Origin of the sequence: Kitasatospora sp. NPDC058243, assembly GCF_042882025.1 — a bacterium.
Taxonomy (GTDB): Bacteria; Actinomycetota; Actinomycetes; order Streptomycetales; family Streptomycetaceae; genus Kitasatospora.
In genome coordinates this window covers 69,087-94,707 of record NZ_JBHVWW010000029.1, presented here as the reverse complement: position 1 = coordinate 94,707, position 25,621 = coordinate 69,087, and the positions used below count along the sequence as shown (strand labels likewise).

The following is a 25,621-nucleotide window of genomic DNA, read 5'->3' as shown; positions in this document are numbered from 1 at the left end:
GTCCCCGAAAATCTGGATTTCCCCCGCGGGACCCGCCCATTTCACCTTTTCACAGACCCCCCTCTCTGGCCTGCCCACAAATCCCCCTCCCCCCACGGTTTCCCTTCAAGCGGCACACGCCGCTGAAGGCGACGCTGACAGGAAGGACACGGCCGAGATACGCCTGTCGCTGATGTCGATGACGCTCAGAAACAGGTGCGGATAACACCAGGTGCCCGTCGCCGACACCTGGGCGCGGGCGGCGAAGATCGGCGTCCCGGTGCTGGCGATCAACGGCGGCATCGACTCCGACGACCACATCGGCATGGCCGAGCGCCTGATCCGCAGCGTCGCCAACGGCCGTACGACGACGGTCGAGGGCACCGGGCACTACCCCAACATGGAACGCCCGGACGCCTTCAACGAGTTCCTCGACGACTTCCTCCGGACCCTGCCCGCCCACGGGGGCTGACAGCGGCAGTCCGCCACCGGTCAGCCGGGCCACTTCGCGCTCGACGTAGACCTGCGCGGCGCGCGGTGGTTCACCGGGGCGGGGCGCCGAAGTCCTCGGCGACCAGCCGGTCGGCCCAGTGCCGGAGGGCCGGGGCGAGGGGCGGGTGGACCAGGCCGGCGGCGGTGGCGAGGTGGTCGGCGGAGGTGGTGTCGTAGCGGTCCTCGGAGAGGAAGCCGAGGGTCTCCGGGTCGGCGCCGGTGAGGGCGCGGGGGAGGCGGCGGACGATGGCGACGGGCGCCAGGCCGCGGGGCGGGCGGACGCCGAGGTGGGCGGCGAGCAGGGCGATCAGGTCCGGGAGGACGGGGGTGGCGGGGTCGAGGACGGTGTGGGTCACCACGGCGGAGCCGTCGGGCGTGGGGGTGGCGTCGGGGGTGGCGGAGCCGTCGGGCGTGGGGGTGGCGGCGCTGTCGTGGGCGGGGACGGCGGCGAGGAAGCGGGCCAGGTGGTCGACGGTGACCACGGGCAGGAAGGTGCGGCGGGTGCCGGGCAGCAGCGGCAGGCGGCCGTGGTGGAGCTGGCGGACGAGCTGGGCCAGGCCCAGGTACTGGCCGGCCTCGCCGGTCCGCGAGTGGCCGATGACGCTGCTGGGGTTGACGGTGGTGAGCGGGACGCCGAGTCGGGGCGCGGTGACCCGGGCGGCGGCGTCGCCGAGCAGCTTGGAGGCCTCGTACGCGCCGAGGCGTGCGTAGGCGGCGGTGGTCGCGCGGGGGCTGGGCGGGTACTGCGGCTGCGGGTCGCGGCCGACGCGGTAGCCGGAGAGGTGGACCAGGCGGCGCAGCCGGGGCCGGGTGGCGGACCAGTGGAGGGCGTGCAGGGCGCCGTGGACGTTGGCGGGTTCGGCCTGGGCGCGGGTGAGGCCGAACTGGTAGCGGGCGGCGAGGTTGTGGACGTCGCGGACCTCGGTGAGTCGGGCGTCGTCCTCGGGGGAGAGGCCGAGGCCGGGGCGGGTGAGGTCGGCGGCGACGGTGGTCAGCGCGGTGTCGTCGGCGCCGTGGGTGCGCAGCCAGTGGCGCAGCTCGGTGTCACGGCCGGCGCCGCGGACGGCGGCGGCCACGGGCTCGCCGCGGGTGAGGAGTTCGAGGACGAGCCAGCGGCCGAGGAAGCCGGTGGCGCCGAGGACGAGGGTGTGGGGCGGTGGCGGGAGGGGCGGCATGTGGCAACTCCTGGAGCTGGAATCTGTAGACCGGTCTGCATATTTTTCGGACACGAGAAAACTCGGGCACAGGAGAATTCGGGCACAAGGAATCGGGAGGAGGGGCGGAGCCGCGCACCGGTCGGCGGCGGCTCCGCTTCCGCGAAGCCCTATGGGGTGCGGGCGGCCGGCTTGGCGCCGAGCAGGTGGCGGACGGCGTGCAGCGCGTGGTCCAGCGGCTCGCGGCTGCGCCGGACCGACGCCAGCAGGACCGCGCCCTCCATCAGCGCGAGTGCCTGCCCGGCCGCCGTCGCGGCCTCGGCCGGCTGGAAGCCCTCGGCCTCCAGCCGGCCGGCCAGCACGCGCTGCCAGCTCTCGTACACCTCCGCGCAGACGGCGCGCAGCGGCTCGTTGGTGCCGGCGACCTCCAGGGCGACGATCGCGATCGGGCAGCCCTTGGTGTAGTCGGAGCGTGCCAGTCGCTCGGCGAAGACCTCGGTGAGCCGCTCGGTGAGCGCTCCGCTGTCGGCGCCCTCGGCGGCCAGCGCGGCGAGCAGGTCCTCGACCTCCTGCCCGGCCTGGGCGAGGGAGGCGGCGACCAGTTGGTCCTTGCCCTCGGGGAAGTGGAAGTAGAGCGAGCCGCGCGGTGCGCCCGTCGCGGCCACGATCTGGTTGAGGCCGGTCCCGAAGTAGCCCTGTGCCTCGATCAGCGTCCGGGTACCGGCGATCAGCCGGGCCCGGGTCTCCTCACCCTTGACTCCCATGCGGAAAACAATAGACCGGTCTGCATATTCCTGTCGACGGGCCTCAGTGCTGGGCCTCAGTACCGCGCCTCAGCGCTGGGCCTCGGAGCCGGGCGGGACGGCCTGTCGGCGTCCGTCGGCCGTCAGTCCGCTGCCGTCCGGCGCGGCCTCGCCGTGGCGGGTCAGGTAGCGGTAGCGGGTGGCGGACTCGGCCATGCTCCGGGACTCCCTCGTCCGTGTCGGGGTGCGTGCTCTCGTGCTCGCCGGTGATCCTGAGCTCGTCCCGGAGCGGTGCCGTCGCGGCCCTGCCCGGTTCCGGGTCAGCCCGTGTGCGCCTCCTGAAGCAGCGCCAACTCTTCCGGGGAGAGGCGCAGGGCCCCGGCGGCGATGTTGTCCTCCAGGTGCGCCAGGTCGCCGGTGCCGGGGATGGCCAGGACGTGCGGGCCCTGGTGGAGCGTCCAGGCGAGGCGGACCTGGGCCGGGTCGACCCCGCGCGCCTGCGCCACCGCCCGGACCTGGGCCGGTTCGGCGCCGCCCGTGCCGGACTCCCGCCCGGCTCCGGCGATCGCGTAGAACGGGACGAAGGCGATGCCCTGCTCGCCGCAGAGCCGCAGCACGGCGTCCTGTTCGGGCGAGGCGCCGATGCCGTACGGGTTCTGCACGCACACGACGGGCGCGACGGCCTGCGCCTCGGCGAGCTGGTGCGGGTGGATGTTGGAGAGGCCGAGGTGGCGGATCAGCCCGGCCTGGCGCAACTCGGCGAGGGCGCCGAAGCGTTCGGCGATCGAGTCGGTGCCGACGATCCGCAGGTTCACCAGGTCGAGGTGGTCGCGGCCGAGTTGGCGCAGGTTCTGCTCGACCTGGCCGCGCAGCCGCTCCGGGGTGCGGGCGTGCTCCACCCACTCGCCGTCGAGTCCGCGGCCCGGGCCGACCTTGGTGGCGATCACCAGGTCGTCGGCGTACGGCGCGAGCGCCCGGTTGATCAGCTCGTTGGCGGAGCGCAGCGGGGAGAAGTAGAAGGCGGCGGTGTCGAGGTGGTTGACGCCCAGTTCGACGGCGCGCCGCAGCACCCGGACGGCCTGCTCGCGGTCGCGCGGTACGGCGTCGGGGACGAGCGCCCGGCCGGTCTGCGGCAGGCGCATGGTGCCGAAGCCGATCCGGTGGACGGTGCGGTCGCCGAGCGTCCAACTGCCGGAGGCGGCGGCGGTGACGGCGGCGGGGGCGGGGGTGGTGCCAGAAGTCATGCCGTCATGATCGCCACTGCCCTGCCCTGACCGCCAGCGATTCGGGAATGTACGAATCCCCGCGGAATCCACGGGGGCGTAGGTGACGGCGGGCTGCTGTCCACGGGGGAGGGCGCCGTGACGGCGGACCTGTCGGGACTGTGACAACCGTCATGCCGTTTCCATGATCACCCGCCCTGGTCCGGGGCCCCGCCCGGCCGGGATGATGGGGCTCGTCGACGGGCGGGAGCGCCCGGGGTCGGGTGAACGGGGGGTCGGCGATGTCGCCGCACGAGATCGGGTTGTACGCGAGCGCTGCCGTGGTGGTCAGCGTGGGACTTCAGGCGCTGGCGCTGGCCGGCTCCGCCGCCGGCCCGGGAGCCGGCGCTCCGGCGGGCGCTCCGGCGGGCGCCGGGCCGGGCGAGGTGCTCGCCGTGGTCCGGGCCGCCCTGGCGCGGCGGCCCCGGGTCACCCTCACACTGTTCGCGCTGATGGCGGTGATGGCCGTGCTCCAGTACGCCGTGCCCACCCTGGTCGACGATCTGATGCGGCAGCCGGGTGCGCTGTCCGACGGGCAGTGGTGGCGGGCCGGGACGGCCCTGCTGGTGCAGTCCTCCGGGATCGCGCAGATCGCGATGAACCTGCCGGCCCTGCTCGTGGTCGGCGCCGTCGCCGAGTCGGTCCTCGGATGGTGGCGGACCCTGGCCGTCTTCCTCGCCAGCGGCGTCCTCGCCCACGTGGTGAGCCTGGCCGGCTGGTCACCGCGCGGCGGCGGCGACTCCGTGGCCGTCTGCGGCCTGCTCGGCGCCCTGGCCGTCACCTGCCTGCTGCGCGGGAGCGCCCTGGGCCTCACGTTCAAGGGCACCTGGTACCTGCTGCTCATCCCCGCGGCTGGCCTGTTCCTGTGCGCGCTGCGGAACAACCACGGCGCCGGCCTGGTGGCGGGCTGCCTGCTCGGTCTGGTGCTCGCCACCGGGACGAGGACCAGGCCGACCGGGCAGCCCGCCGCGGCGTGACCGGGGGCCGGTCCACCCCCGGGGGCCGATCCCGCAGACCCGCAGACCCGCAGCTCGGACCGAGGCCTGGCACGCCGGGCGCCGACCGGCGTCTGGGAGAGTGCGGGCATGACACTTCGGACCCTTCGCTGCGCCGTCCTCGACGACTTCCAGGGCGTCGCCACCTGCATCGTCGACTGGTCCCCGGTCTCCGACCGGGTGGCGGTGACCGCCTTCTCCGAGCACTTCGGATCGGAGAACGAACTCGCCGTCGCCCTGGCCGACTTCGACTTCGTCGTGACCCTGCGCGAGCGGGTGCCGTTCCCGGCCTCGCTGTTCGCCCGGCTGCCGAGGCTCAGGCTGCTGGTCGCCTCGGGCATGCGGAACTCGGTGATCGACTACGCGGCCGCCGAGGCGCACGGCGTGACGGTCTGCGGGACGGCCAGCTCCTCCACCCCGCCGGTCGAGCTGACCTGGGCGCTGCTGCTCGGCCTGGCCCGCGGCATCGTGCCGGAGAGCACGGCGCTGCGCGAGGGCGGTCCCTGGCAGAGCACCGTCGGCGCCGACCTGCACGGGCGGGTGCTCGGGCTGCTGGGCCTGGGGAAGATCGGAGGCCTGGTCGCCCGGGTCGGACTGGCCTTCGGCATGGACGTGCTGGCCTGGAGCCAGAACCTCACGGACGAGCGGGCCGCCGAGGTCGGCGTGCGCCGGGCCGCCGGCAAGGAGGAGCTGTTGAGCGGCGCCGACTTCGTCTCGATCCACCTCGCCCTGGGCGAGCGCACCCGGGGACTGCTGGGCGAGGCCGAACTCGCCCTGATGAAGCCCGAGGCGTACCTGGTGAACACCTCCCGGGCGGCGATCGTCGACCAGGACGCGCTGCTGGCCGCGCTCACCGGGGGCCGGATCGCGGGCGCCGCCGTGGACGTCTTCGACGTCGAGCCGCTGCCCGCCGACCACCCGCTGCGCACCGCGCCCCGGCTGCTGGCCACCCCGCACCTGGGGTACGTGTCGCGCGACAACTACCGCCACTACTACGGCGAGGCGGTCGAGGACATCGCGGCCTACCTGGCCGGCGAGCCGATCCGCCGCCTGGGCTGACCCATGGCCTGGGCTGACCCACGGGCCGGGCTGACCCATGGGCCGGGCCCGGGCCGGCCCTCGTGGCGGCGTCCGCCCGCCGGGCGCCGCCCGGCCGCATACTGGCCGCGTGACGAGCGGAGACGGTGCCCGGGGTGCGGGCCGGCGCGGTGTGCTGAGGGCGGGTGCGGCGGCGCTGCTGCTGGGCGCGGCGGGGTGCGGGAGCGGGGCCGGGCGGCCCGCGGTGACGACGGGTCCGGCCGGTACACCGACGGAGACGTCGACGTGGACGGTGGCCCCGACGCCGACGGGGACACCGACGGTCTCCGCCCTGCCGAACCCCGCGCTCTGGCAGCCCGGCCCGTCCGAGGTGCAGCCCGACGTCAAGCGCCGCGCCGTCGAGCTGGTCGCCGCGCTCGGCGCCTGGCCGCCGGGCGGGCAGGGCGTGGAGGCGGCCCGGGCCCGGGTGGCGGCGCTCGGCCTGCCGCCCGAACTGGCGGACCGGGCCGGGCCGCTGGCCCCGACGGCCGCCGAGGCGAGCCTGGAGGTGATCGACGCCCAGTACGGCGGGATCCTCGCGGACTCGGCGAGCGTACTGGTGGTCTGCCGGCAGTGGACCCGCCGGGCCGACGGCTCGGTCGCCGAGGGCGGCACCACGGTGGACGTCCGGCTGAGCCGGGCCGCGCCGCGCTGGACCGTCACCGGCCTGAACCCGGGGGAGCCGGGCCCGGCCGCCGCCTCGCCCGCCCCGGCGGTGGCGCAGGTGCTGGCCGGGTCGAGGATCGAGCTGCCGCCCGAGGCGGCCGCCGACCTGCGCAGCGGCACCGTGCACGACAGCGTGCTGGCGGCGATGCTCCGGCTGGCCGGCCCGTACACGCTGTCGGTGAGCGTGGTGCGGACCGGCCACCCGTTGGACGTCTTCGGTACGACCCGGCCCAGCGACCATCCGCTGGGCCGGGCCTTCGACGTCTGGCGGATCGACGGTCAGGCGGTGGTGGACCCGTCGACGCCCCGGCAGCTGATCGAGTCCTTCATGCGGGACGCGGCCGCCGCCGGCTCGTACAACGTGGGCGGTCCGGTGGCGATCCCGGGCGTGGGCAACCAGTTCTTCACCGACGACACCCACCACGACCACGTCCACGTGGGGTTCTCCGCCTGACCGCCTGACCGCCTGACGGCTTGACCATCTGACGGCCTGACCACCACCGCCCGGGGACGGTACGTCAGTTGACGTTGACGCCGCTCCAGGCCGCCGCGACGGCCTTGTACTCGGTGCTGTTGAGGCCGTACAGGTCCTTGGCCGCGCTCAGGGAGGCGGTGCGGGCACCCTTGTAGGTGGTGGTGGAGGTCATGTAGACGGTCAGCGCGCGGTACCAGATCTTGGCGATCTTCTGGTTGCCGATGCCGGCCACCGTGGAGTTGTTGCAGGTGGGGCTGTTGTAGGTGTAGCCGTTGATGGTCTTGCTGCCGCTGCCCTCGCTGGCCAGGTAGAACCAGTGGTTGCCGACGCCCGAGGAGTTGTGCACGTCGAGCTTGCCGACCGAGCTGCTCCAGCAGTCCGCCGACCGGCCGTCGAGCGAGGGCTTGTCGAAGCGGCGCAGCCACGGCGGGGTGGACTGGTCGCTGAACAGGTAGTCGGGGGTGTCGACCTTGTTGTTGGCGTACCACTCCACCATGGTGCCGAAGATGTCGCTGGTGGACTCGTTGAGGCCGCCGGACTCGCCGCTGTAGCGCAGGTTGGCGGTGGCGCTGGTGACGCCGTGGGTCATCTCGTGGCCCATGGTGTCGAGGTCGACCTGCTCGGGGTCGGTGCTGCCGTCGCCGTCGCCGGTCATCATGCAGAAGCAGCTGTCGGACCACTGGGCGTTGTCCCAGTTGGTGCCGACGTGGACGAAGACGGTGGCGCCCTTGCCGTCGTTCTTGATGCCGTTCCGGCCGAAGGTGTTCTTGTAGTAGTCGTACGTCCAGGCGGTGTTGGCGTGGGCGTCGACGGCGGCGGTGGAGCGGTCGGTGGAGAACTTCTTCCCGTCGCCCCAGACGTTGGTGGTGCTGGTGAACGCGGTGCCGGAGCCGGCCTTGAGCGCGCTCGCCGCGACGTTGTTGGCGTCCTTGGTGACGTGGCCGCGGACCGCGTCCTTGAGGGTGTAGCCGCCGCCGCTCTGGGCGGTGGTGTCGATCGTGATGTCGCCGGTGTACTCGGAGTGGCCGGTGCCGGAGGCCTGGTGCTCGGCGTCGTAGGTCTCGATCTGCTCGCCGGTGGTGGCGTCGGTGACGACCACCTTGCCGGCCGGCTGGCCGTGCTCGCCGGTGCCCTCGACGGTGGTGCGCCAGGCGAGCCGGGGCGTGCCGTCGGCGGCCCAGACGACCAGTTCGGGCGTGCTGGTGGCGTCCTGGACGCCGGGTGCGGCCGCGAGCGCGTTGGCGGCGCCGGCCTGCGCGGGCACCTTCGGGACGGTGGAGCTGACGGCGGCGTCGTGGGCGGCCGCGCGGGAGGAGTCCTTGAGCCGGCCGCGGGCGTCCTGGTGGACGACCAGGTCACCGCCGACCACCGGCAGGCCCTGGTAGGTGCGGTCGAAGCGGACGTGCTGGGTGCCGTCGGCGTCGAGGACGACGTCCTTGACGACGAGGTCCTGGCCGGCGCCGAAGCCGAACACCCCCGCGTTGTGGGTGACGTTGGCGCGGGCCTGGGATATCGCGGCGTCCCTCGTGCCGGTGGCGGCGGAGGCCGTGCCGGTGGGGACGGCGACGGCGACGAGGGCGGCGACGACCGCGATGGCTCCGGCCGCGAGGGGGCGGCGGGAGGAGGAGGTGGGGCTCACTCTGACTCCAGTCGGGGTAGCTGCAGGGAAAAGAGCTGCGACCGACATTGACGGCGATCAGTCAGGTAGAGCTAGAGGAATGGTCATATCTTTGCCAAGTTGTGTCCTGTTCAAATCAAAAGTGAGCAGAAATCAACACCCGTGCCGCATATGGCCGATCGCGTTCCGACGCATGACGCACGACCTGACGAGGCCCTAGGCTCGCCCCCATGGACGGATGGGTGGGGGCCTGGACCGGCGGTCGGGCGGCGGTCCACGTCGGCAACGTCGCGGACTTCAACGAGCAGTTCTTCGCCCCGGGCATGGGCGCCGCCCAGCGCGCCCGGCGGCTGCGGCAGGCGCACCACTACGCCTGCCTGGCCACCTGCTACAGCCCCGAACCCGCGCTGCTGGTGCTGCCCGCCGAGGTCGGCCCGGAGTGGACCGACTGGCTGGCCCGGGAGCTGGAGTGGGGCCCGGTCGAGGTGCACGGCGGCGTCGCGCCCGAGCGGACGGTCGCCCGGGCGCTCGCCGAACGGCCGGCCCTGGCCGCGCGGATCGCCGCCCTCGGCCGGCCGGTGGTCGCCTGGGGCCGCACCGCCGCCCAGGGCGAGGGCCCCGAACTGGCCGCGGTGCACCGCTACGAGTCCAAGGCGGCGGCCCACGACCTGTTCGCCGAACTCGCCCCCGACCACCCGGGCGTCGTCGTCCCCCGGCAGGAACGCCCGGCCGGCCGGGGCCGGGCGGCCCGCCGGCTGACCGCCCGCGCCGCCCGGGGGCTGACCACCGTGCTGAAGAGCCCGCACGGCGTCGGCGGCTACGGCACCGTCGTGGTGGAGCCGGCCGATCTCTTCGCCGCCGGCGGCGGCCGGGCCCTGCTGCGGCGCCTGGTCCGCTCCGAACTCCTGCCCGCCCAGGGCGGCCTGCTGCTGGAGGAGCACGTCGACCCGGGCCCGGCCGCCCGGCTGCGCGACCTCACCTACGACGCGCTGGTCGGCCCCGACGGAGCCGTCCACCCGGTGGGCGCCGGTGACATGCACGTCGTCGGCACCCGCTACCAGGGCGTCACCGTCGGCCCCGACGCGGTGCCCCGGGGCGCCGCCGGGACGGCCCGCCGGTTCGCCCTCGCGGTGGGGGAGCGGCTGGCCGCCGAGGGCTACCGGGGCTGGTACGACGTGGACTTCGTCACCGACCGGCAGCGCCGGCTCGCCCCCACCGAGATCAACCTGCGGCTCACCGGCCCGGCCGTGGCCTTCATGCTGCGGGCCCGCCTCGACCAGGTGCGGGGCCCGGGCCACCTCGTCCGCACCCTGGACGCGATGCCGCTCGGCGCCCGGCTCGCCCCGGGCGCGCTGCACGACCACCTCGACCGGCTGCGGCCGCGCTGCGCCCGGCTCGACGTCACCCTCCTGCCGTTGATCCCGACGGCGGGCCACGACCCGGAGCCCGCCGTCGGCCTTGCCCTCGCCGGGCCGAGCACCGAGGCGCTGGACGCCGCGCAGGCGCTGCTCACGGCCGCGCACCACGGGCTGGCCGGGATGTTCGAGGCGCTGCGCTGACTGGTCGTCAGCGCAGACCGTCATGACTGGGCAGCCGTCACCGCCGGGCGGTCGGTCGCCGGATCAGGAAGATCAGCACCACCAGCGCGGCCGCCATCAGCGGCACGTTGAAGGTGAACACCATCGCCGTCTCGCGCGGCCAGTCGGTGGCGTCGGTGAGCCGGTACAGGTTGTCCTGTGGCCACCAGGAGGCCAGCAGCCACACCACCGAGAGGTAGGTGAGCAGGGACAGCCTGTACGACCGCCCCTGCCGCAGCACCGCCGGGAAGCCGAAGAAGAGGAAGGCCACCCCGGCGCCGAAGGCGAGGTTCTCGCACAGGTAGAGCAGCTCGAACCAGAAGTGGTACGCGTCGGGCACCGCCCCGAGCTGCGTCGCGCCGGGGAAGAAGACGTTGGTGCTGACCCAGGCCATGAGCGAGAAGAACACCACGCAGCCGAGCACCAGGCAGCCCGGCAGGTCCGACGTGCCGCTGCGCCCGCCCCCGGCCTTGCCGCCGCCGCCCTTCCCCGCGCGCGACCCCGCCTTCGCCGATCCGGCGGCGGCGTGCTTCGGCGGGGCCGGCAGCGGCAGTGCGGCGCGGTCCAGCTTGCCGGCCCGGGTGCGCGGCAGCTCCGGCACCGGGACGACGGCCTCGGGCGCGTCGCCGACGGGCAGTTGGGCCGCCAGGTACTGGGAGAGCGACCAGCCGTCCGCCCCGTCCGCCCCGTCCGCCCCGTCCGCCCCGTCCACGTCCGGCGCGGTCACCGCGTACCCGACCAGGCTGCGCCGGCCCGGCCGCAGCTCCAGCTCCACCACGGCCGCCTCCCGGACCGCCGGGTGGGCGCGCAGCCGGCCCTCGGCCCGGGCCGCCGCCGCGACCCGGGAGACCACCGCGGCCTTGCGGGCGAAGGGGACCGGCCCGACCACGTGCGCGGCCCGGCCGAGGAACTCCAGGACGCCGTCGTCCCGGAGCCGGCCGATGTCCCCGGTCAGCAGTACCCGGCCGTCCGGGTCGAAGTCCGCCCGGACGAACCGGTGGCGGGTGTCGTCGGCCCGGTTGAGGTAGCCCCGGCCGAGGCCGCCGCCCGCGATCGCGATCTCGCCGGCCTGCCCCGGCGGTACCGGGGTACCGTCCGGGCCGACCACGTACACCCGGGTTCCGGGGAACGGCCGGCCGATCAGGGAGACCCGCTCGCCGTCCTCGGTGGCCGCCGTGCCCTGCGCGTCGAAGTAGGTGCTGTCCACGCCGGCCTCGGCGAGGCCGTACACGTTGAGCACTCTGGTCCCGTCGCCGAGCAGCCGTTGGAGGCCCAACTGCTCGTCCAGGTACCACTTCTCGGCGCCGACGGTGAGCAGCCGCACGCCGGGCAGCGGCGTACCGGTCAGGGGTTCGCCTGTCTGTGACGCGTCGCTCCGGGCGAGGTGGGCGGCCAGTCGGCGCGCGAGGCGGGCGTTCAGCTCCAGGACGGTGATCCCTTCGGCGGCCACCAGGGCGGGCAGGCCGGCGAGGTCGGCGGTGCGGTCCAGGGTGAGGTTGCGCGGGGCGACCACCAGGGTGGCTCCGGTGCCCAGCGCGCGGACCCAGTCGGCGGTGAAGACGTCGAACTCCAGGCTCGACGTCTGCAGGATCCGGTCCGCCGGGGACAGGCCGTACACCTCGCGCCAACCCCGGTACGCGGACAGCAGGTTGCGGTGCTCGACCAGGGCCCCGGTGGGCAGGCCGGTGGAGCCCGAGGTGTAGAGGACGCAGGCGAGGTCCGTCGGGCCGGTGGGCGCCCCCGGTGGGTCGGACGGCTCTTCGGTGAGGTCGGCCGTGTCCAGGCAGACGATCTGCGCCGGGCCCGCGTCGGCGAGCCGCACCCGGTGGCTCTCCTCGGTCACCACCAGGTCCGGGGCGGCGTCGGCCAGGACGTGCCGCAGCAGCGCGTCCGGCGCGCTCGGCTCCAGCGGCACGTACGCGGCGCCCGCCTTCAGCACCGCGAGCAGCGCGACGTACACCTGCGTGCCGCGGCCCAGCGCCACCGCCGCCCGGCCGCCCGGGGCCAGGCCGCGCGCCGCCAGGTGGCGGGCCAGGGCGTCGGCCCGCTCGTCCAGTTCCCCGTACGTCAGCTCGGCATCGCCGCAGCGGACGGCCACCGCCTGCGGTGCCTGCCCGGCCCGCAGTTCGACCAGTCCGTGCAGCGTGTCGGCCGCCCGGTCCTCGGCCGTTTCCCCGTCGGTCGGCATCGGCGCTCCCCTCATCCCCTCCGAATCCCCCGATCATCCTCCCAACTCCCGCCGGGCGACAGGGTTCTGGAGCGTCCACTCCTCGGACGGCCCGGCTCCGCACGCGGCGACGGTTGTACTCTGCACGCAGACGGTCGGCGCCGGCCCGTCCGGTACGGCGCCCCGCCCGCACCCTGTCCGGCGCCGCACCTCGGAGGTCCGCCCCCATGAGCTCGTCCGTCCCGTCCTTCGACGGCCCGCTGCTGCGCACCCAGGACGTGGACGTCGTACGCGACGGCCGCCACCTGCTGCGCGGGATCACCCTCGCCATCGAGCCGGGCGAGCACTGGGCGCTGCTCGGCCCCAACGGCGCCGGGAAGTCGACCCTGCTCGCCCTGCTCGGCGCGGTCTCCCACCCCACCCGGGGCGAGGTGGACGTGCTCGGCCGCCGGCTCGGCCGGGTGGACATCCGCGAGCTGCGCGCCCACCTCGGGCACGTCAACCCCCGGCACCCGCTGCGCTCGCCGCTGAGCGTCCGCGAGGTGGTGCTCACCGGGCACACCAACACCATCGAGCCGGAGTGGCACCGCAAGCCCGGCCCCGAGGTGCTGGAGCGGGCCGAGCAGCTGATCGAGACGCTCGGCATGGGCGCGATCGCCGAGTCGGCGTGGACCACCCTGTCCCAGGGCGAGCGCGGCCGGGCCCTGATCGCCCGCGCTCTGATGCCGAGCCCCCGCCTGCTGCTGCTCGACGAGCCCGCCACCGGGCTGGACCTGACCGCCCGCGAGCTGCTGCTGGACAGCCTGGACCTGCTGCGCCACCAGCACCCGGAGCTGGCCAGCGTGCTGGTCACCCACCACCTGGAGGAGCTGCCGGAGAGCACCACCCACGCCCTGCTGCTGCGGGACGGGGAGTGCGTGGCGGCCGGGCCGGTGGACGAGGTGATGACCACCGAGCTGATCAGCGTGACCTTCGGCCACCCGATCCGGATCAGCCGGCACGAGGGCCGGTGGACGGCCCGGGCGGCCGCGCGCCGTACGCCGGGGCGCTGACGGGTCCGGGGCGGGGCGGGGGCGGTCGGCCCGCTTCCGACGGGGGCGGGTGTAGACGTAAAAAAGTTTTTACGTAAGGTATGCCTTAGCTAAGGCGGGGTTGTCGCTGGTCCGGCGCCCCACCGGTGCTCAACCCTGCCCCGCCCTGGCACACCCATGCCCTTTTCCGTTGGAGCCCGCATGTCCGCCCGTCGCCGTTCCACCGCAGCCGCGCTGCTCACCCTCGCCGTGGCGACCGCCACCCTGGCGGGCTGTGCGACGAAGAAGGACGACAAGGCGGGCGGCGCGGACGCGGTCAAGATCAACGCGACCGACACCGCCTGCGAGGTCTCCAAGACCAGCTTCCCGGCCGGCCACGTCGTCCTGGACATCAGCAACAAGGGCGCCAAGACCACCGAGGTCTACGTCTACGGCGCCGGCGACAAGATCGTCACCGAGCGCGAGAACATCGGCCCCGGCACCAAGGCCACCATCAACGCCGAGATCAAGGCCGGCTCCTACGAGATCGCCTGCAAGCCCGGCATGGTCGGCGACGGCATCCGCCAGAAGATCACCGTGACCGGCGAGGGCGCCACCGCCGCCGCCGTCGACCCGCGCCTGACCGCCGCCGTCGACGCGTACCGCACGTACGCCCAGCAGCAGGCCGACGCCACCATCCCGGCCGTCGAGGCCTTCGCCGCCGCGATCAAGGCCGGCGACGTGGAGAAGGCCAAGTCGCTGTACGCGCCGTCGCGCACCGGCTGGGAGCGCACCGAGCCGGTCGCCGAGAGCTTCGGCGACGTCGACCCCAAGACCGACACCCGCGAGGACAAGCTGGAGGCCGGCCAGGAGTGGACCGGCTGGCACAAGCTGGAGAAGTCGCTCTGGGCCGACGCCAAGATCGGCGACGACGAGAAGAAGCTCGCCGACCAGCTGGTCAACGACCTCAAGGACTGGCAGAAGAAGATCCCCGAGGCCGAGATCACCGCGACCAGCATGGCCAACGGCGCCAAGGAGCTGCTGGACGAGGTCGCCACCAACAAGATCACCGGCGAGGAGGACCGCTACAGCCACACCGACCTGGCCGACTTCCAGGCCAACGTCGAGGGCGCGCAGAAGGCCTACGAGCTGCTGAAGCCGGTCGCGGCCGAGAAGGACCCGGAGCTGTCCAAGACCCTGGACTCCGAGTTCACCGCGATCCAGGCCCTGCTCGCCAAGTACAAGCAGGCCGACGGCACCTTCACCTCCTACGACAAGGTCACCGAGGCCGAGCGCAAGACCTTCTCCGACGCGGTCAACTCGCTGGGCGAGCCGCTGTCGAAGCTGGCCGCCGCCGTGGTCGTCAAGTAACGACCGCGGTCCCACCCGAGCACCGTCCCCACCCCACCGACGCCGTGGCGGCCCGAAGCGGCCGCCACGGCATCGGCGAGTCAGCACAGAGAAGGATCCGCCCGCCGATGGACGCCGAGAACGCCAAGGGCACCAAGAACCCCGAGAACCCCGAGGGCACCGCGAACGCCCCGGCCGCTGCCGCCGGGGGCGCCGTCAGCCGACGGGCCGTGATCGGCTGGGCCGGCGCGGGCGTCGCGCTCGGCGCCGCCGCCGTCGGCTCGGTCGCCGCCGCCACCCGGCAGGACGACCAGGCCCCGGCCCCGGCCGCCCAGACCGGCGCTGAGGTGCCCTTCTACGGCGAGAACCAGTCCGGCATCGCCACCCCGGTCCAGGACCGCCTGCACTTCGCCGCCTTCGACGTCTCCGAGAAGGCGACCCGCGAGTCGCTGGTCAAGATGCTCAAGGAGTGGACCAAGGCCGCCGCCGCGATGACCGGCGGCCGCGAGGTCGGCACCAGCGCCGCCGGCGGCCTGCCCGAGGCACCGCCGGACGACACCGGCGAGGCCCTCGGCCTGCCCGCCTCCCGGCTCACCCTCACCATCGGCTTCGGCCCCACCCTGTTCGACCAGGACGGCGTCGACCGCTTCGGCCTCCGCGCCAAGCGCCCCGAGGCCCTGATCGACCTGCCGAACTTCAAGGGCGACAAGCTCGACCCGCTGCGCAGCGGCGGCGACCTCTGCGTCCAGGCCTGCGCCGACGACCCGCAGGTCGCCGTGCACGCGATCCGCAACCTGGCCCGGATCGGCATGGGCACCGTCAACATCCGCTGGTCCCAGCTCGGCTTCGGCAAGACCTCCTCCACCACCCCGGACGCCCAGACCCCGCGCAACCTGCTCGGCTTCAAGGACGGCACCCACAACATCGCGGGCACCGACGGCGCCGGGCTGGCCGAGCACGTCTGGGCCGCCCCCGGCGACGGCCCCGAGTGGATGACCGGCGGCTCCTACCTGGTCGCCCGGCGGATCCGGATGCACATCGAGACCTGGGACCGCGCCTCGCTCAAGGACCAGGAGGACACCTTCGGCCGCACCAAGGGCGAGGGCGCCCCCTACGGCAAGGTCAAGGAGCACGACGCGCCGGACCTCAAGGCGATGCCCGCCGGCTCGCACGTCGCGCTGGCCCACCCGGACGCCAACAACGGCCTGATGATCCTGCGCCGTGGCTTCTCCTTCACCGACGGCACCGACGGCCTCGGCCGCCTGGACGCCGGCCTGTTCTTCCTCGCCTACCAGCGCGACACCCGCAAGGCCTTCGTGCCGCTCCAGCAGCGGCTCGCGGCCGGCGACAAGCTCAACGAGTACATCCAGCACGTCGGCTCCGCCCACTTCGCCTGCCCGGCGGGCGTCCGAAAGCCCGGGGAGTGGTGGGGCCAAGCGCTCTTCGGCTGATCCCCCGCCCCGTTCAACCCCCCGAGGAGAGTGCCGTGTTCGGCAACTACCTGATCGGCCTGCGCGAAGGCCTCGAAGCCAGCCTGGTCGTCTGCATCCTGATCGCCTACCTGGTCAAGACCGGCCGCAGGGACAAGCTGCCGCCGGTGTGGATCGGCGTCGCCTCCGCCGTGGTGCTCAGCATGGTCTTCGGCGCCGTGCTGCAGTTCGGCTCGTCGCAGCTCACCTTCGAGGCCCAGGAGGCGCTGGGCGGCTCGCTGTCGATCATCTCGGTCGGGCTGGTCACCTGGATGGTGTTCTGGATGCGCCGCACCGCCCGGCACCTGAAGACCGAACTGCACGGCAAGCTGGACGCGGCCATCGCCATGGGCACCACGGCCCTGGTGGTCACCTGCTTCCTGGCGGTCGGCCGCGAGGGCCTGGAGACCGCGCTGTTCATCTGGTCGGCGGTGCAGGCCACCAACGACGGCTACAACCCGCTGATCGGCGCCGCGCTCGGCCTGCTCACCTCGGTGGTGCTCGGCTGGCTGTTCTACCGCGGCGCGCTGAAGATCAACCTGGCCAAGTTCTTCACCTGGACCGGCGCGATGCTGGTGGTCGTCGCAGCCGGCGTGCTCGCCTACGGCGTGCACGACCTCCAGGAGGCCGGCTGGCTGCCCGGCCTGCACAGCGTGGCCTTCGACATCAGCAGCACCATCCCCAAGGACAGCTGGTACGGCACCCTGCTCAAGGGCGTGTTCAACTTCCAGCCGGACCCGACGGTGCTGCAGCTCGTGGTCTGGCTGCTCTACCTGGTGCCGACCCTCGCCGTGTTCTTCGGCCTGTTCAGCGGCAAGGCGAAGCCCGTCGCCGCCAAGCCGGCCGCCTGACCCCTTCGTTCGGCGAACCGCCCCGCCCCGTCCGGCACCCCGCCGGGCGGGGCGGTGTCGTGTGCGGCGCTATATCCCGTACAGGCAGAGGAAGACGATGAAGGCGACCAGCCCGACGGCCGCGGCGATCCACGGGCCCGGCGCAAACTCCTGCCGGACGTACCCGGCGTCGTGCGTCTGCGACAGGTGCTGGGAGGCCTTCGCCTGCGTGCCGAACGTCGCCGACCTGCGGTAGCCGCAGCTCTCGCAGACCACGCGCCGGGTGTTGTTCCGCCCCGAGACGACCTTCACCGCGTGCTGGTGCCCGTGCGGGTCCTCGCCCGTGAACCGGCTGGTCTCCATGCCTTGGCCCCCTTCGCCTCGCCCCTGTGCGCGCGAGCATCCTTGCACGCACCACCGACAGCCGTACCCCGGTGGGACCGGGATACGCCGGAGCCCCGGACGGTCGAGGACCGTCCGGGGCTCCGGCGCGCTTGCGGGGGGCGCCTACTCGCTCTTGATCGCGCCCAGGATGTCCATCCGGGCGGCCCGGTGGGCCGGCCAGAGGGCGGCCAGCAGGCCGATCACCGCGGCCGCGACCAGGAAGCCGAGGATCTGCAGCGGCGGCACCACGGTGGTGATGTTCTTGAGCGAGTCCGCCATCGTGCGGGTGCCCGCCCAGGCCACCAGGATCCCGAGCCCGATCCCGACCGCGCCGCCGAACAGCGCGATCAGCAGCGACTCCAGCCGGACCATCCGGCGGATGCCGATCCGGTCCAGGCCGATCGCCCGCAGCATGCCGATCTCCCGGCGCCGCTCGAACACCGACATCGCCATGGTGTTGACCACGCCGAGCACCGCGATCACCACGGCCATCCCGAGCAGCCCGTACATCATGTTCAGCATGCCGGTGATCAGCTGACGGTTCTCCGCCTTGATGTCCTTCTCGCCCTTGACGGCGATCAGCGGGTTGCCGCCGGTCGCGTCGCGCAGCGCCTGCTTCAGCTTCTCGTCCGCGCCGTTGGCGCCCTTCACCAGGACCTTCGCCGGGCCGGAGCCGGGCAGCGCGTGCGGGCCCACCACGTTGTCCGGGGCGACGATGTTGGCCAGCGCGCTGTTGGCCTCCAGCACGGCGCCGACGGTGAGCGAGCCCTTGGCCCCGCCCGGGTAGGTGACGGCCATGGTGTCGCCGACCTTGAAGCCGAGGCGCTGGGCGGTGCCCGAGCTCATCATCAGCTTGCCCTGCTTGAGGGCGTCCGCCGAACCGTGCTTGACCTTGACGGTGGCCAGCTGGTCGATGGTCGCGGCGTCGACGCCCGTCAGGAACTCGTAGTCGGAGTCGCCCTTGTCGGTCGTCACCCGGACTTCGCGCATCACGCTCATGGCGCTGACGCCGGGCGCCTTGGCGATCTGGCCGGCGACCTCGGGGGAGAGCTTCGAGCCGTTCTGCATGGCGACGGTGTAGTCGGCCTTGAGGTCGTCCGCGGTCGCCGCGTCGACGGCCTTGTTCACCGAGGCGCCGACCACGGTCAGCGCGGTGATCAGGGTGACGCCGATGGTCAGCGCCGAGGCGGTGGCCGCCGTCCGGCGCGGGTTGCGGATCGCGTTCTCCTGGGCCAGCTTGCCCGGCGTGCCGTAGACCTTGCGCAGCAGCGGGGCGAACAGCGCGATCAGCGGCCTGGCCAGCAGCGGGGTCAGCACGAACACGCCGATCAGCAGGGTGCCCGCGCCGAGCCCGACCAGCTTGTACTCCTTGCCGCCCGCGCCCGCGGCCAGGGAGCCCGCGCCGGCCAGCGTGAACAGCAGGCCGATCGTGTTGCGCACCAGCAGGCTCTTCTGGGTGGCCGGCTGCTCGACCGAGCTCATCGCGGCCACCGGGGCGATCCGGGAGGCGCGCAGGGCCGGCAGCAGGGCGGACAGCACCGTCACCAGGACGCCGACCAGCAGGGTCACCGCGATGGTGAGCGGCTTGATCACCAGCGAGCCCTGCGGCATGGTGTCGTCCATCGCGCTGACCAGCGACTGCATGCCGGCGCCGATCCCGATGCCGGCGAGCAGCCCGGCCGCCGAGGCGAGCAGGCCGACCAGCAGTGCCTCGACCAGCACGGAGCGGGTGATCTGCTTGCGGCTGGCGCCGATCGCCCGCAGCAGCGCGAGTTCCTTGGTGCGCTGGGCGACCAGCATGGTGAAGGTGTTGGCGATGATGAAGATGCCGACGAACAGCGAGATGAAGGCGAAGACCATCAGGAAGGTGCTCAGGACCTTGGTGCCCTGCTGGATCATCCGGTCCTGCTCGGCGGCGAGCTCGCGCCCGGTCTTCGCCTCGATCGAGTCGCCCTGCGGGGCGGTCTGCTTGACGGCGGCGAGCAGCGCGGTGTCGTCCGCGCCCGGCTTGCCCTTGACGTCCAGCTCGGCGTAGCGGCCCGGGCTCAGGTAGAGCTGCTGGGCGGTGGCGGTGTCGAAGGCGGCCAGCGAGCCGCCGGCCAGCACGCGCGGGTCGTTGGTGGTCAGGGTGCCGGTGAGCTTGAGCTTCATCACCGGGCCGTTGACGGCGACCCGGACGGTGTCGCCGACCTGGTAGCCGCCCTTCTCGGCGGTCTTGGTGTCCAGTGCGATCTCGCCCGAGCCGTGCGGGCCGCGGCCGTCGACCAGCGGGTAGCGCGGGTCGGTGCCGTCGGCGCCCGGCACGTAGTTGGTGCCGGTGGTGGAGAAGCCGTTGCCGATCAGCGCGCCCTTCTTGTCGGCGATGCCGGCGAAGCCGCTGACCACGCCACGCGCCTCGGCGGCACCGGGCAGTGCCGCGACCGCCTTGCGGATCTCCTCGGTGAGGGCCGGGCCCTCGGAGTCCTCGCCGGTGTGGTCGTAGGCCTGGCGGGCGGCGTCGCGGTCGCTGACCGTGACGGCGATGTCGGTGTAGCTCTTGGAGTTCTGGGTCCTGAGCGCGTTGCCGAAGGTGTCGGAGAAGACCATGGTGCCGGCGACGAAGGCGGTGCCGAGCATGACGGCCAGCGCCGTCATGAGCAGTCGGCCCTTGTGGGCCAGCACGTTGCGCAAAGCGGTGCGGTACATGAGGGGGTGTCAGTCCTGGGGGTTCTCGAAGGTCGGGGGCGCGGGGCTGGCGGGTGGCTCTAGCTGGTGCGGCCCTTGGCGTCGAAGCGGCGCATGCGGTCCAGGACGGTGTCGGCGGTGGGGTGGTGGAGTTCGTCGACGATGCGGCCGTCGGCGAGGAAGACGACGCGGTCGGCGTAGGAGGCGGCGACGGGGTCGTGGGTGACCATGACGACGGTCTGGCCGAGTTCGCGGACGGAGTTGCGCAGGAAGGAGAGGATTTCGGCGCCGGAGCGGGAGTCGAGGTTTCCGGTGGGTTCGTCGGCGAAGATGATGTCGGGCTTGCCGGCGAGGGCGCGGGCGCAGGCGACGCGTTGCTGCTGGCCGCCGGAGAGCTGGGAGGGGCGGTGGCTGAGGCGGCCGGAGAGGCCGACGGTGTCGACGACGCGGTCGAGCCAGGCCTTGTCGACCTTGCGGCCGGCGATGTCCATCGGGAGGGTGATGTTCTCCAGGGCGGTCAGGGTGGGGAGCAGGTTGAAGGCCTGGAAGATGAAGCCGATGTGGTCGCGGCGGATCTGGGTGAGCTGCTTGTCCTTGAGGCCGACGAGTTCGGTGTCGCCGATGGTGGTGGAGCCGGAGCTGATGGTGTCGAGGCCGGCCATGCAGTGCATGAGGGTCGACTTGCCGGAGCCGGAGGGGCCCATGATGGCGGTGTACTGGCCCTGCGGGAAGTCGACGCTGACGTTGTCGAGGGCCACGACGCGGGTCTCCCCGTCCCCGTAGACCTTGTTGAGGCCGGTGGCGCGGGCGGCCGCCAGGCCGGTACGGACGGCGGTTGCGGGGGTCGTCACGGGGGTGCTCCTGAGGGCGGGAACGGACAATCGGGTTCCGTTCCATCCTCCCAATCCGTTCGAGCGCGATGCGTATGTCCCGAGGAGGGGCGACCCCCGCCGTCTCGGCGGCTCGGCGGGGGTCTTCTCATCCTCAGGTATGACACCGATCCCTGAGGACCATGGTCCCTGTGCTGCGGACGATGGTCCCGGTGCTACTCCACCGCGACGCCGAACGCGCCCGCCAGCCCGAGCAGACCGTTCGTCACCGAGCGGCCCGACGGGCTGAACTGCCAACCGCCGCCCGCACGCTGGAACGAACCCATGAGCATCGCGCTGTCCGGCACGCCGCCGGTGCCGGCCGCCCACTCCGCCGGACCGGCCGCGCCCGGACCGTACGTCGCCACCAGGGCGACACCGTGCACGTAGCCGAGCGGCAGGGCCCGCGGCTCCTCCTCCTCGGTGGAGACGGCGACCACCACCTCGTCCACCGTGGCCGCCAGCCGCTCCAGGTCCAGGGTCAGCCGGACCGCCCGGGCCGGCTCGCCCGGCACCGAGTGGGTCGGGTGCAGCCGCACGGCGCCGTCCGGGTCCTGCGGGTTGTTGAAGAACACGAAGTGCTCGTCGCTCAGCACCCGCCCGGCGGCGCACAGGAACACGGTGACGTCCAGCTCCACCGCGTCGCCGCCGGCCGTCCGGCTCTGCCAGCTGACCGTCAGGCTGCTGTGACGGTCCGTCGGCGCGGCCGCCGGTGCGGGCTTCTCCTGTTCCGCGGAGCCGCCGCCGAGCCGCCCCCGCAGCCCCTGCTCGGCCAGCAGCTCCACCAGCTCCGGCCCGCTGACCAGCGTCAGCGGCTTCCCCTCGATGTAGCTGTACGAGCCGCGGCCGAAGCCGGCGGTGGTCACCAGGATGCCCTTGTTGGCCCCGTGGTGCCGGACGGTCGACTCCAGGTCGCGCACGGCCGTCGGGGACACCGTCTTGCGGTAGCGCTTGGCCTGGATCACGATCTTGCCGCCGGTCACCGGGTCCAGGTCCTCGGCGACCACGTCCACCCCGACGTCGCCGCTGCGGGCCGTGGTCATCACCCGGAAGCCGCGCAGCCGGAACAGCTCGGCGATCAGCTCCTCGAACTCGATCGGGTCCATCTCGAACAGGTCCGGGTCGTCGTCGCCGCCGTGCCCGGCCAGGCTCCCGCCGACCGTCTCCGGCAGCCGGTCCGGCCGCACCTCGTCCAGCCGCTCCGGGCGTGCCGACAGCTTGCCGCCCAGGCCCTGGAAGCAGTCCACCGGCGCCACCCGGTCCAGCGCCAGCCCGGCGAACTCGGCCCGGGAGGCGGTCAGGGTGGCGAGGAAGCGCTCCGCCTCCCGGCCGGTCGCCGGGTCGATGCCGAGGACGAAGCCGTTCAGCACCACCGAGTCCAGCATCCCGTCCCGGTCCGCCCGGAACAGCTCCGCCGCCAGCCGCAGCGCCGACTGCGCCAGCACCTCCCGGTACAGCGCCTTGCGCTCCGTCGCCGGGCGGGCCACCTCCGCCTCGCGGTCGTCCGTCTTCACGTACCGGACCCGGCCGGCGGCCGGCACCACGTCCGGGCCGGGCAGCTCCCAGTTCACCACCAGCTGCCGGGTCGACGCCTCCCAGGCCGCCACCAGGCGGTGCGGGAAGCCCTCCGGCCAGGCCGCCGAGGCGTACAGGCCGGCGGTGAAGTACTCCTGCACCGCCTCCGGCTCGCCCGCGCGCAGCCGCCGCAGCAACTCCTCGGTACGGGCGGCGCGGTCCTCGTCCTGGCGGCGGCACTGCGCCGCCCAGGCCAGGTACTCCTGGTGGTACGCGGCCAGCCGGCGCTGCCGGTCGGCCTCCTGCGCCTGGGCGGCGTACCAGTCCTGCTCGAACCGGGCCCGGGCCTGCGCCAGGTACTGCTCGTACTGCCGCCGCACCCCCGGATTGCGCGCCTGCACCTGGTCCGGCGGCGGCACGTGGTACTTCGGGCCGCCCTGATCGGGCAGCTCCACCGGCCGGCCCAGCGGGCCCGGGTCGAACGGCGGCACCGGGCGCGGCGCCAGCAGCGCCTGCGGGCCGAACGCCGGAGCCGCCAGCCCGGCGGCCAGCAACCCGCGCAACTCCTCGACCCGGGCTTCCAGTTCGGCCGTCAGTCGGGCCGCCTCCGCCTCCCGGGACTGCTGGTAGGCCCGCTGTGCCTCCCGCTCGTTGCGGGCTGTCGCCCGCTGCTCATCCCGCTGCTCGCGCTCCAGCCGGCGCTGCTGCGCCGCCTCGGCACGCCAGCGGGCCTCCTCCCGGCGCTGCTGCTGTCGCTGCGCCTCCGCCCAGATCGCCAGCACTCCGTCGTTCCGCCGCCCCGCCACCGTCCACCCCTTCATTGCACGCCGGACCGGTCGCGCCGCACGCCTCCCGGCCGCGCCGCCAACCGCGCCCGCAACAATAGAACGTGAACACCCCACCGGGCCAAGCCCCGCGAGCAGCACGGCTGCACTGCACCGGTCAGTGCACCTGGGGCGCGTCCCCGGGCCGGGCGTGCCAGCGCCAGTCGGTGCGCAGCGGCCGGCCGGGCAGCGGGGCGCGGCCGGTGGCCCACAGAAGGGTCGGCCAGGGGGCGTCGGCGGCGGTGACGGGGACGTCGGGGAAGAGGCGGGCCAGGACGCGGCGGCAGAGGTCGGCCGGGGGGTCCCAGGGCAGGCAGAGGCCCTGGGCGACGTCGTGCAGGTGCACCAGTGTCTCGACCAGGCTCATCGCGACGAACCCGGCCGGGTCGGCGACACCCCACGGGTGGTAGGCGCGGACCTCGGGCGCGGCGGCGCGGGCGATCGCGACCATCAGCCCGCCGCTCGCCTCCAGCACCTCGACCAGCCCGTCGGGCCCGCTCGCGCGGTCGGCGCGGACGAAGTTGTTCGGCCCGCCGGGGAAGCGGCGCTCGGTGGCGAAGGGGACGTACCGCTCGCGCGGCGGGGCGGCCGGGCCGAGCTGGGCGGCGTAGGCGAGCAGGTCGTCGGCGAGGTGCTCGACGGTGGTCCAGCAGTCCCAGGTGACCGTCCCGGCGGGCCGGGACCAGTCGGCGTCCGCGGGCGCCGCGCGCAGGGTGGCGGCGGCGAGCCGGAGGACGAGCGCGAGGTCGTCGGCGGTGACGGGGGACTGGGCGGCGGGCTCGGGCGTCATGGTCGCGGAGGCTAGCAGGGGGCACTGTCACGGGAGCACTGTCAGGGGTGGCGGGTACTCTGCACTGGTTCGAGAGGGAGGGATGCCCGTGACGATCGCACCGCAGCACCACCCGGACCGGCCCGCCGGCTGGGTCTCCACCGGGCTGAGCTGGCACGAGGGCCGCGCCCTGCTCGGCGCCGTGCGCGGCGGCCAGACGCACGAGCGGGCCGTCACGCCCGGCGCGGAGGTCGGCTGGCTGCTGGGCGGGCCGCGCCGCTGCACCGGCGCCTGGCTGGCCGGGGCGACGGAGCGCACCCCGTGCCCGCACCACGCGGTGATCGCGCCGGACGGCGCCGCCGTGCAGTGCCCGGCCTGCCAGAGCGTCGACCGGGGCCTGGTCCTCGCCCGGGACCAGATCCTCGACGACGGCCGGACGTACCTGCTCTACCTCGCCTGGTTCGGCGACGGCCTGCTGAAGATCGGCCTGACGGCCGAACAGCGCGGTGACAGCCGACTGCTCGAACAGGGCGCGCTGGCCTACGCGTTCACCGCCCGGGGCGGGCTGCCGGCCATCCGGCGCGCCGAACTCACCGTCGCCGCCTCCGGGTTGGCCCGCGAGCGGTTCAAGGCCAGGCTGAAGACCGAGCACTGGTGGGCGCACGGCGACGAGCCGTACCGCCGGGCCGTGCTGGCCGAGGCCCGGGCCCAGGCGCACCGCCTGCTGGCCGGCCACGCGCTGGAGCTGCTCGCCGAGCGCCCGGTGGTCGACCACGTGGCGCGGTTCGGGCTGTCCGACGGCGCACCGGAGGCGTACCGGCAGGTCGGCGGCCTGGCCGACGGGGCGGTGATCGCGGGCACCCTGCGGCCGCCGGTGGGCCGCCACCTGTTCCTGGACCAGGCCGACGGCTCGGGGCCGCTGCTGCTGGACACCCGGCTGCTCACCGGCTGGACGCTCGCGCCCGTCTCCGGCCGTCCGACGTCCGGGGTGGCCCTGGAGGAGCGGGTCCGCCCGCCGGAGCCGGACACCCAGGAGGCGCTCTTCTAGAGTGAATCCGGGCTGGGGTGGTTTCCCGCGAGCGCGAGCCCGGGGGCTGAGGGCTCAGCCCAGCTTGCTGCGCACCCCGCCCGGGCCGGAGCGGGCCCGGCGGGACAGCGGCGGCCGGGACGGGCGGACGTCGGCGCGCGCGGCGGGCTCGCCCTCGGCGGTGCGCCGGGCGAGTGCGGCCCGGGCGGCGGCCAGGGCCACGCGGGTGAGCAGCGGGTCCTCCTGGACGCCGGCGGACCGTTTGGCCGCCTGGCAGTGCGAGCACCAGATCGGGGAGGCGGGCCCGTCCGGGTACGCCATGCTCTCGGGCGGCAGGTAGTGTCCGCCGCACTCGACACACTCGAAGACCAGCCTCATCCGGCGATCACCGTCCCGGATCCGTGGCACCGACCGCAGGGCGACCAGAAGGTGTGGATCCTCGGCACCATGCTCCCTTCCTCGTCCCGTTCGACCGTGGCTTCGGTCTTCTGGGTCCCCCCGGACCCGCCGCAACCGGAACAGGACTGAACCTCGGGCATATGCCGTCCTTCCGTAGCGGAGGACCACGGTAGCGCGAATTCCCGGGCGCGGGCGCGGGACCTGACGATCCACCACCCCTCGGGGGAGCGTGCGAATGCCCCACACGCCCCGCTGCACGCCGTCGGCCCCGCACCCGGGGGCGCGGGGCCGGGGCACGGGGCCGAT

The 25,621-nt window shown here is 73.9% G+C and carries 22 protein-coding genes; 10 read left to right on the top strand and 12 right to left on the bottom strand.

Features of this window, described 5'->3' with window-relative positions; all coding sequences use genetic code 11:
• Positions 1 to 211: 211 nt before the first annotated feature.
• Complete coding sequence (locus tag ACFVX9_RS20405; protein WP_387982858.1) at positions 212 to 451, top strand: alpha/beta fold hydrolase; 240 nt, start codon at positions 212 to 214, stop codon at positions 449 to 451.
• Between the two features lie 70 nt (positions 452 to 521).
• On the opposite strand, the gene ACFVX9_RS20400 is transcribed toward ACFVX9_RS20405, so the two are convergent.
• The 4 genes from ACFVX9_RS20400 to ACFVX9_RS20385 form a co-directional block, all read right to left on the bottom strand.
• Positions 522 to 1,646, bottom strand: a complete 1,125-nt coding sequence (locus tag ACFVX9_RS20400) for an SDR family oxidoreductase (RefSeq protein ID WP_387982856.1) — start codon at positions 1,644 to 1,646, stop codon at positions 522 to 524.
• A 149-nt stretch (positions 1,647 to 1,795) separates the two neighbouring features.
• Positions 1,796 to 2,389: a TetR/AcrR family transcriptional regulator gene (locus tag ACFVX9_RS20395; RefSeq protein ID WP_380371452.1), complete on the bottom strand. Its 594-nt coding sequence runs from the start codon at positions 2,387 to 2,389 to the stop codon at positions 1,796 to 1,798.
• Positions 2,390 to 2,458: 69 nt separating this feature from the next.
• Positions 2,459 to 2,584 (bottom strand): hypothetical protein, encoded by a 126-nt coding sequence (locus ACFVX9_RS20390; RefSeq protein WP_387982854.1) that lies wholly within the window; start codon positions 2,582 to 2,584, stop codon positions 2,459 to 2,461.
• 104 nt (positions 2,585 to 2,688) lie between these two features.
• Positions 2,689 to 3,612 (bottom strand): aldo/keto reductase, encoded by a 924-nt coding sequence (locus ACFVX9_RS20385; protein WP_387982851.1) that lies wholly within the window; start codon positions 3,610 to 3,612, stop codon positions 2,689 to 2,691.
• Positions 3,613 to 3,872: 260 nt separating this feature from the next.
• Here ACFVX9_RS20385 and ACFVX9_RS20380 point away from each other — a divergent pair, with 260 nt between their 5' ends.
• From ACFVX9_RS20380 to ACFVX9_RS20370, 3 genes are all read left to right on the top strand, one after another.
• Positions 3,873 to 4,607, top strand: a complete 735-nt coding sequence (locus tag ACFVX9_RS20380; protein ID WP_380371448.1) for a rhomboid family intramembrane serine protease — start codon at positions 3,873 to 3,875, stop codon at positions 4,605 to 4,607.
• Between the two features lie 108 nt (positions 4,608 to 4,715).
• Positions 4,716 to 5,684, top strand: coding sequence for a D-2-hydroxyacid dehydrogenase family protein (locus ACFVX9_RS20375; protein ID WP_387982848.1), 969 nt, complete (start codon positions 4,716 to 4,718; stop codon positions 5,682 to 5,684).
• Between the two features lie 109 nt (positions 5,685 to 5,793).
• Positions 5,794 to 6,822 (top strand): hypothetical protein, encoded by a 1,029-nt coding sequence (locus ACFVX9_RS20370; protein WP_387982846.1) that lies wholly within the window; start codon positions 5,794 to 5,796, stop codon positions 6,820 to 6,822.
• 64 nt (positions 6,823 to 6,886) lie between these two features.
• Here the strand turns inward: ACFVX9_RS20370 and ACFVX9_RS20365 are convergent, their stop codons facing one another.
• Positions 6,887 to 8,482 (bottom strand): M4 family metallopeptidase, encoded by a 1,596-nt coding sequence (locus ACFVX9_RS20365; protein WP_387982843.1) that lies wholly within the window; start codon positions 8,480 to 8,482, stop codon positions 6,887 to 6,889.
• Between the two features lie 209 nt (positions 8,483 to 8,691).
• Between ACFVX9_RS20365 and ACFVX9_RS20360 the strand changes: the two genes are divergently transcribed.
• Positions 8,692 to 10,020, top strand: coding sequence for a hypothetical protein (locus ACFVX9_RS20360; protein WP_387982840.1), 1,329 nt, complete (start codon positions 8,692 to 8,694; stop codon positions 10,018 to 10,020).
• A 37-nt stretch (positions 10,021 to 10,057) separates the two neighbouring features.
• On the opposite strand, the gene ACFVX9_RS20355 is transcribed toward ACFVX9_RS20360, so the two are convergent.
• A complete protein-coding gene (locus tag ACFVX9_RS20355) occupies positions 10,058 to 12,226 on the bottom strand; it encodes an amino acid adenylation domain-containing protein (protein ID WP_387982838.1) in 2,169 nt (722 codons plus the stop codon).
• A 206-nt stretch (positions 12,227 to 12,432) separates the two neighbouring features.
• On the opposite strand from ACFVX9_RS20355, the gene ACFVX9_RS20350 reads away from it, so the two are divergent.
• The 4 genes from ACFVX9_RS20350 to efeU all read left to right on the top strand — a co-directional run bounded on the left by ACFVX9_RS20350 (position 12,433) and on the right by efeU (position 16,885).
• Entirely contained in the window at positions 12,433 to 13,257 is an 825-nt protein-coding gene (locus ACFVX9_RS20350; RefSeq protein WP_063346115.1) for an ABC transporter ATP-binding protein, read from the top strand.
• A 180-nt stretch (positions 13,258 to 13,437) separates the two neighbouring features.
• Positions 13,438 to 14,586: an iron uptake system protein EfeO gene (efeO, locus tag ACFVX9_RS20345; protein WP_063346114.1), complete on the top strand. Its 1,149-nt coding sequence runs from the start codon at positions 13,438 to 13,440 to the stop codon at positions 14,584 to 14,586.
• 107 nt (positions 14,587 to 14,693) lie between these two features.
• Positions 14,694 to 16,016 (top strand): iron uptake transporter deferrochelatase/peroxidase subunit, encoded by a 1,323-nt coding sequence (gene efeB / locus ACFVX9_RS20340; RefSeq protein ID WP_387982837.1) that lies wholly within the window; start codon positions 14,694 to 14,696, stop codon positions 16,014 to 16,016.
• A gap of 35 nt (positions 16,017 to 16,051) precedes the next feature.
• The gene (gene efeU, locus ACFVX9_RS20335) at positions 16,052 to 16,885 is read left to right on the top strand and encodes an iron uptake transporter permease EfeU (RefSeq protein WP_063346113.1); all 834 of its coding nucleotides are present in this window, start codon (positions 16,052 to 16,054) and stop codon (positions 16,883 to 16,885) included.
• 69 nt (positions 16,886 to 16,954) lie between these two features.
• On the opposite strand, the gene ACFVX9_RS20330 is transcribed toward efeU, so the two are convergent.
• The 5 genes from ACFVX9_RS20330 to ACFVX9_RS20310 form a co-directional block, all read right to left on the bottom strand.
• Positions 16,955 to 17,227 (bottom strand): hypothetical protein, encoded by a 273-nt coding sequence (locus ACFVX9_RS20330; RefSeq protein WP_387982835.1) that lies wholly within the window; start codon positions 17,225 to 17,227, stop codon positions 16,955 to 16,957.
• Between the two features lie 144 nt (positions 17,228 to 17,371).
• Positions 17,372 to 19,933, bottom strand: coding sequence for an ABC transporter permease (locus ACFVX9_RS20325; RefSeq protein ID WP_387982833.1), 2,562 nt, complete (start codon positions 19,931 to 19,933; stop codon positions 17,372 to 17,374).
• Between the two features lie 59 nt (positions 19,934 to 19,992).
• Positions 19,993 to 20,763: an ABC transporter ATP-binding protein gene (locus ACFVX9_RS20320; protein ID WP_063346110.1), complete on the bottom strand. Its 771-nt coding sequence runs from the start codon at positions 20,761 to 20,763 to the stop codon at positions 19,993 to 19,995.
• Between the two features lie 194 nt (positions 20,764 to 20,957).
• Entirely contained in the window at positions 20,958 to 23,102 is a 2,145-nt protein-coding gene (locus tag ACFVX9_RS20315) for a restriction endonuclease (protein WP_387982829.1), read from the bottom strand.
• A 136-nt stretch (positions 23,103 to 23,238) separates the two neighbouring features.
• A complete protein-coding gene (locus tag ACFVX9_RS20310) occupies positions 23,239 to 23,910 on the bottom strand; it encodes a maleylpyruvate isomerase N-terminal domain-containing protein (protein WP_380379001.1) in 672 nt (223 codons plus the stop codon).
• A gap of 88 nt (positions 23,911 to 23,998) precedes the next feature.
• Here ACFVX9_RS20310 and ACFVX9_RS20305 point away from each other — a divergent pair, with 88 nt between their 5' ends.
• On the top strand, positions 23,999 to 24,937 hold the full coding sequence (locus ACFVX9_RS20305) for a DUF2797 domain-containing protein (RefSeq protein ID WP_387982827.1): 939 nt from the start codon (positions 23,999 to 24,001) through the stop codon (positions 24,935 to 24,937).
• Positions 24,938 to 24,991: 54 nt separating this feature from the next.
• Here the strand turns inward: ACFVX9_RS20305 and ACFVX9_RS20300 are convergent, their stop codons facing one another.
• Positions 24,992 to 25,294 (bottom strand): hypothetical protein, encoded by a 303-nt coding sequence (locus ACFVX9_RS20300; RefSeq protein ID WP_380379004.1) that lies wholly within the window; start codon positions 25,292 to 25,294, stop codon positions 24,992 to 24,994.
• Positions 25,295 to 25,621 lie beyond the last annotated feature (327 nt).

Bases quoted from the DNA above. Each gene is read 5' to 3' on its own strand.
- ACFVX9_RS20400 (WP_387982856.1), bottom strand. From the start codon at position 1,646: ATGCCGCCCCTCCCGCCACCGCCCCACACCCTCGTCCTCGGCGCCACC.
- ACFVX9_RS20395 (WP_380371452.1), bottom strand. From the start codon at position 2,389: ATGGGAGTCAAGGGTGAGGAGACCCGGGCCCGGCTGATCGCCGGTACC.
- ACFVX9_RS20390 (WP_387982854.1), bottom strand. From the start codon at position 2,584: ATGGCCGAGTCCGCCACCCGCTACCGCTACCTGACCCGCCACGGCGAG.
- ACFVX9_RS20385 (WP_387982851.1), bottom strand. From the start codon at position 3,612: ATGACTTCTGGCACCACCCCCGCCCCCGCCGCCGTCACCGCCGCCGCC.
- ACFVX9_RS20380 (WP_380371448.1), top strand. From the start codon at position 3,873: ATGTCGCCGCACGAGATCGGGTTGTACGCGAGCGCTGCCGTGGTGGTC.
- ACFVX9_RS20375 (WP_387982848.1), top strand. From the start codon at position 4,716: ATGACACTTCGGACCCTTCGCTGCGCCGTCCTCGACGACTTCCAGGGC.
- ACFVX9_RS20360 (WP_387982840.1), top strand. From the start codon at position 8,692: ATGGACGGATGGGTGGGGGCCTGGACCGGCGGTCGGGCGGCGGTCCAC.
- ACFVX9_RS20355 (WP_387982838.1), bottom strand. From the start codon at position 12,226: ATGCCGACCGACGGGGAAACGGCCGAGGACCGGGCGGCCGACACGCTG.
- ACFVX9_RS20350 (WP_063346115.1), top strand. From the start codon at position 12,433: ATGAGCTCGTCCGTCCCGTCCTTCGACGGCCCGCTGCTGCGCACCCAG.
- efeO (WP_063346114.1), top strand. From the start codon at position 13,438: ATGTCCGCCCGTCGCCGTTCCACCGCAGCCGCGCTGCTCACCCTCGCC.
- efeB (WP_387982837.1), top strand. From the start codon at position 14,694: ATGGACGCCGAGAACGCCAAGGGCACCAAGAACCCCGAGAACCCCGAG.
- ACFVX9_RS20330 (WP_387982835.1), bottom strand. From the start codon at position 17,227: ATGGAGACCAGCCGGTTCACGGGCGAGGACCCGCACGGGCACCAGCAC.
- ACFVX9_RS20325 (WP_387982833.1), bottom strand. From the start codon at position 19,933: ATGTACCGCACCGCTTTGCGCAACGTGCTGGCCCACAAGGGCCGACTG.
- ACFVX9_RS20310 (WP_380379001.1), bottom strand. From the start codon at position 23,910: ATGACGCCCGAGCCCGCCGCCCAGTCCCCCGTCACCGCCGACGACCTC.
- ACFVX9_RS20300 (WP_380379004.1), bottom strand. From the start codon at position 25,294: ATGAGGCTGGTCTTCGAGTGTGTCGAGTGCGGCGGACACTACCTGCCG.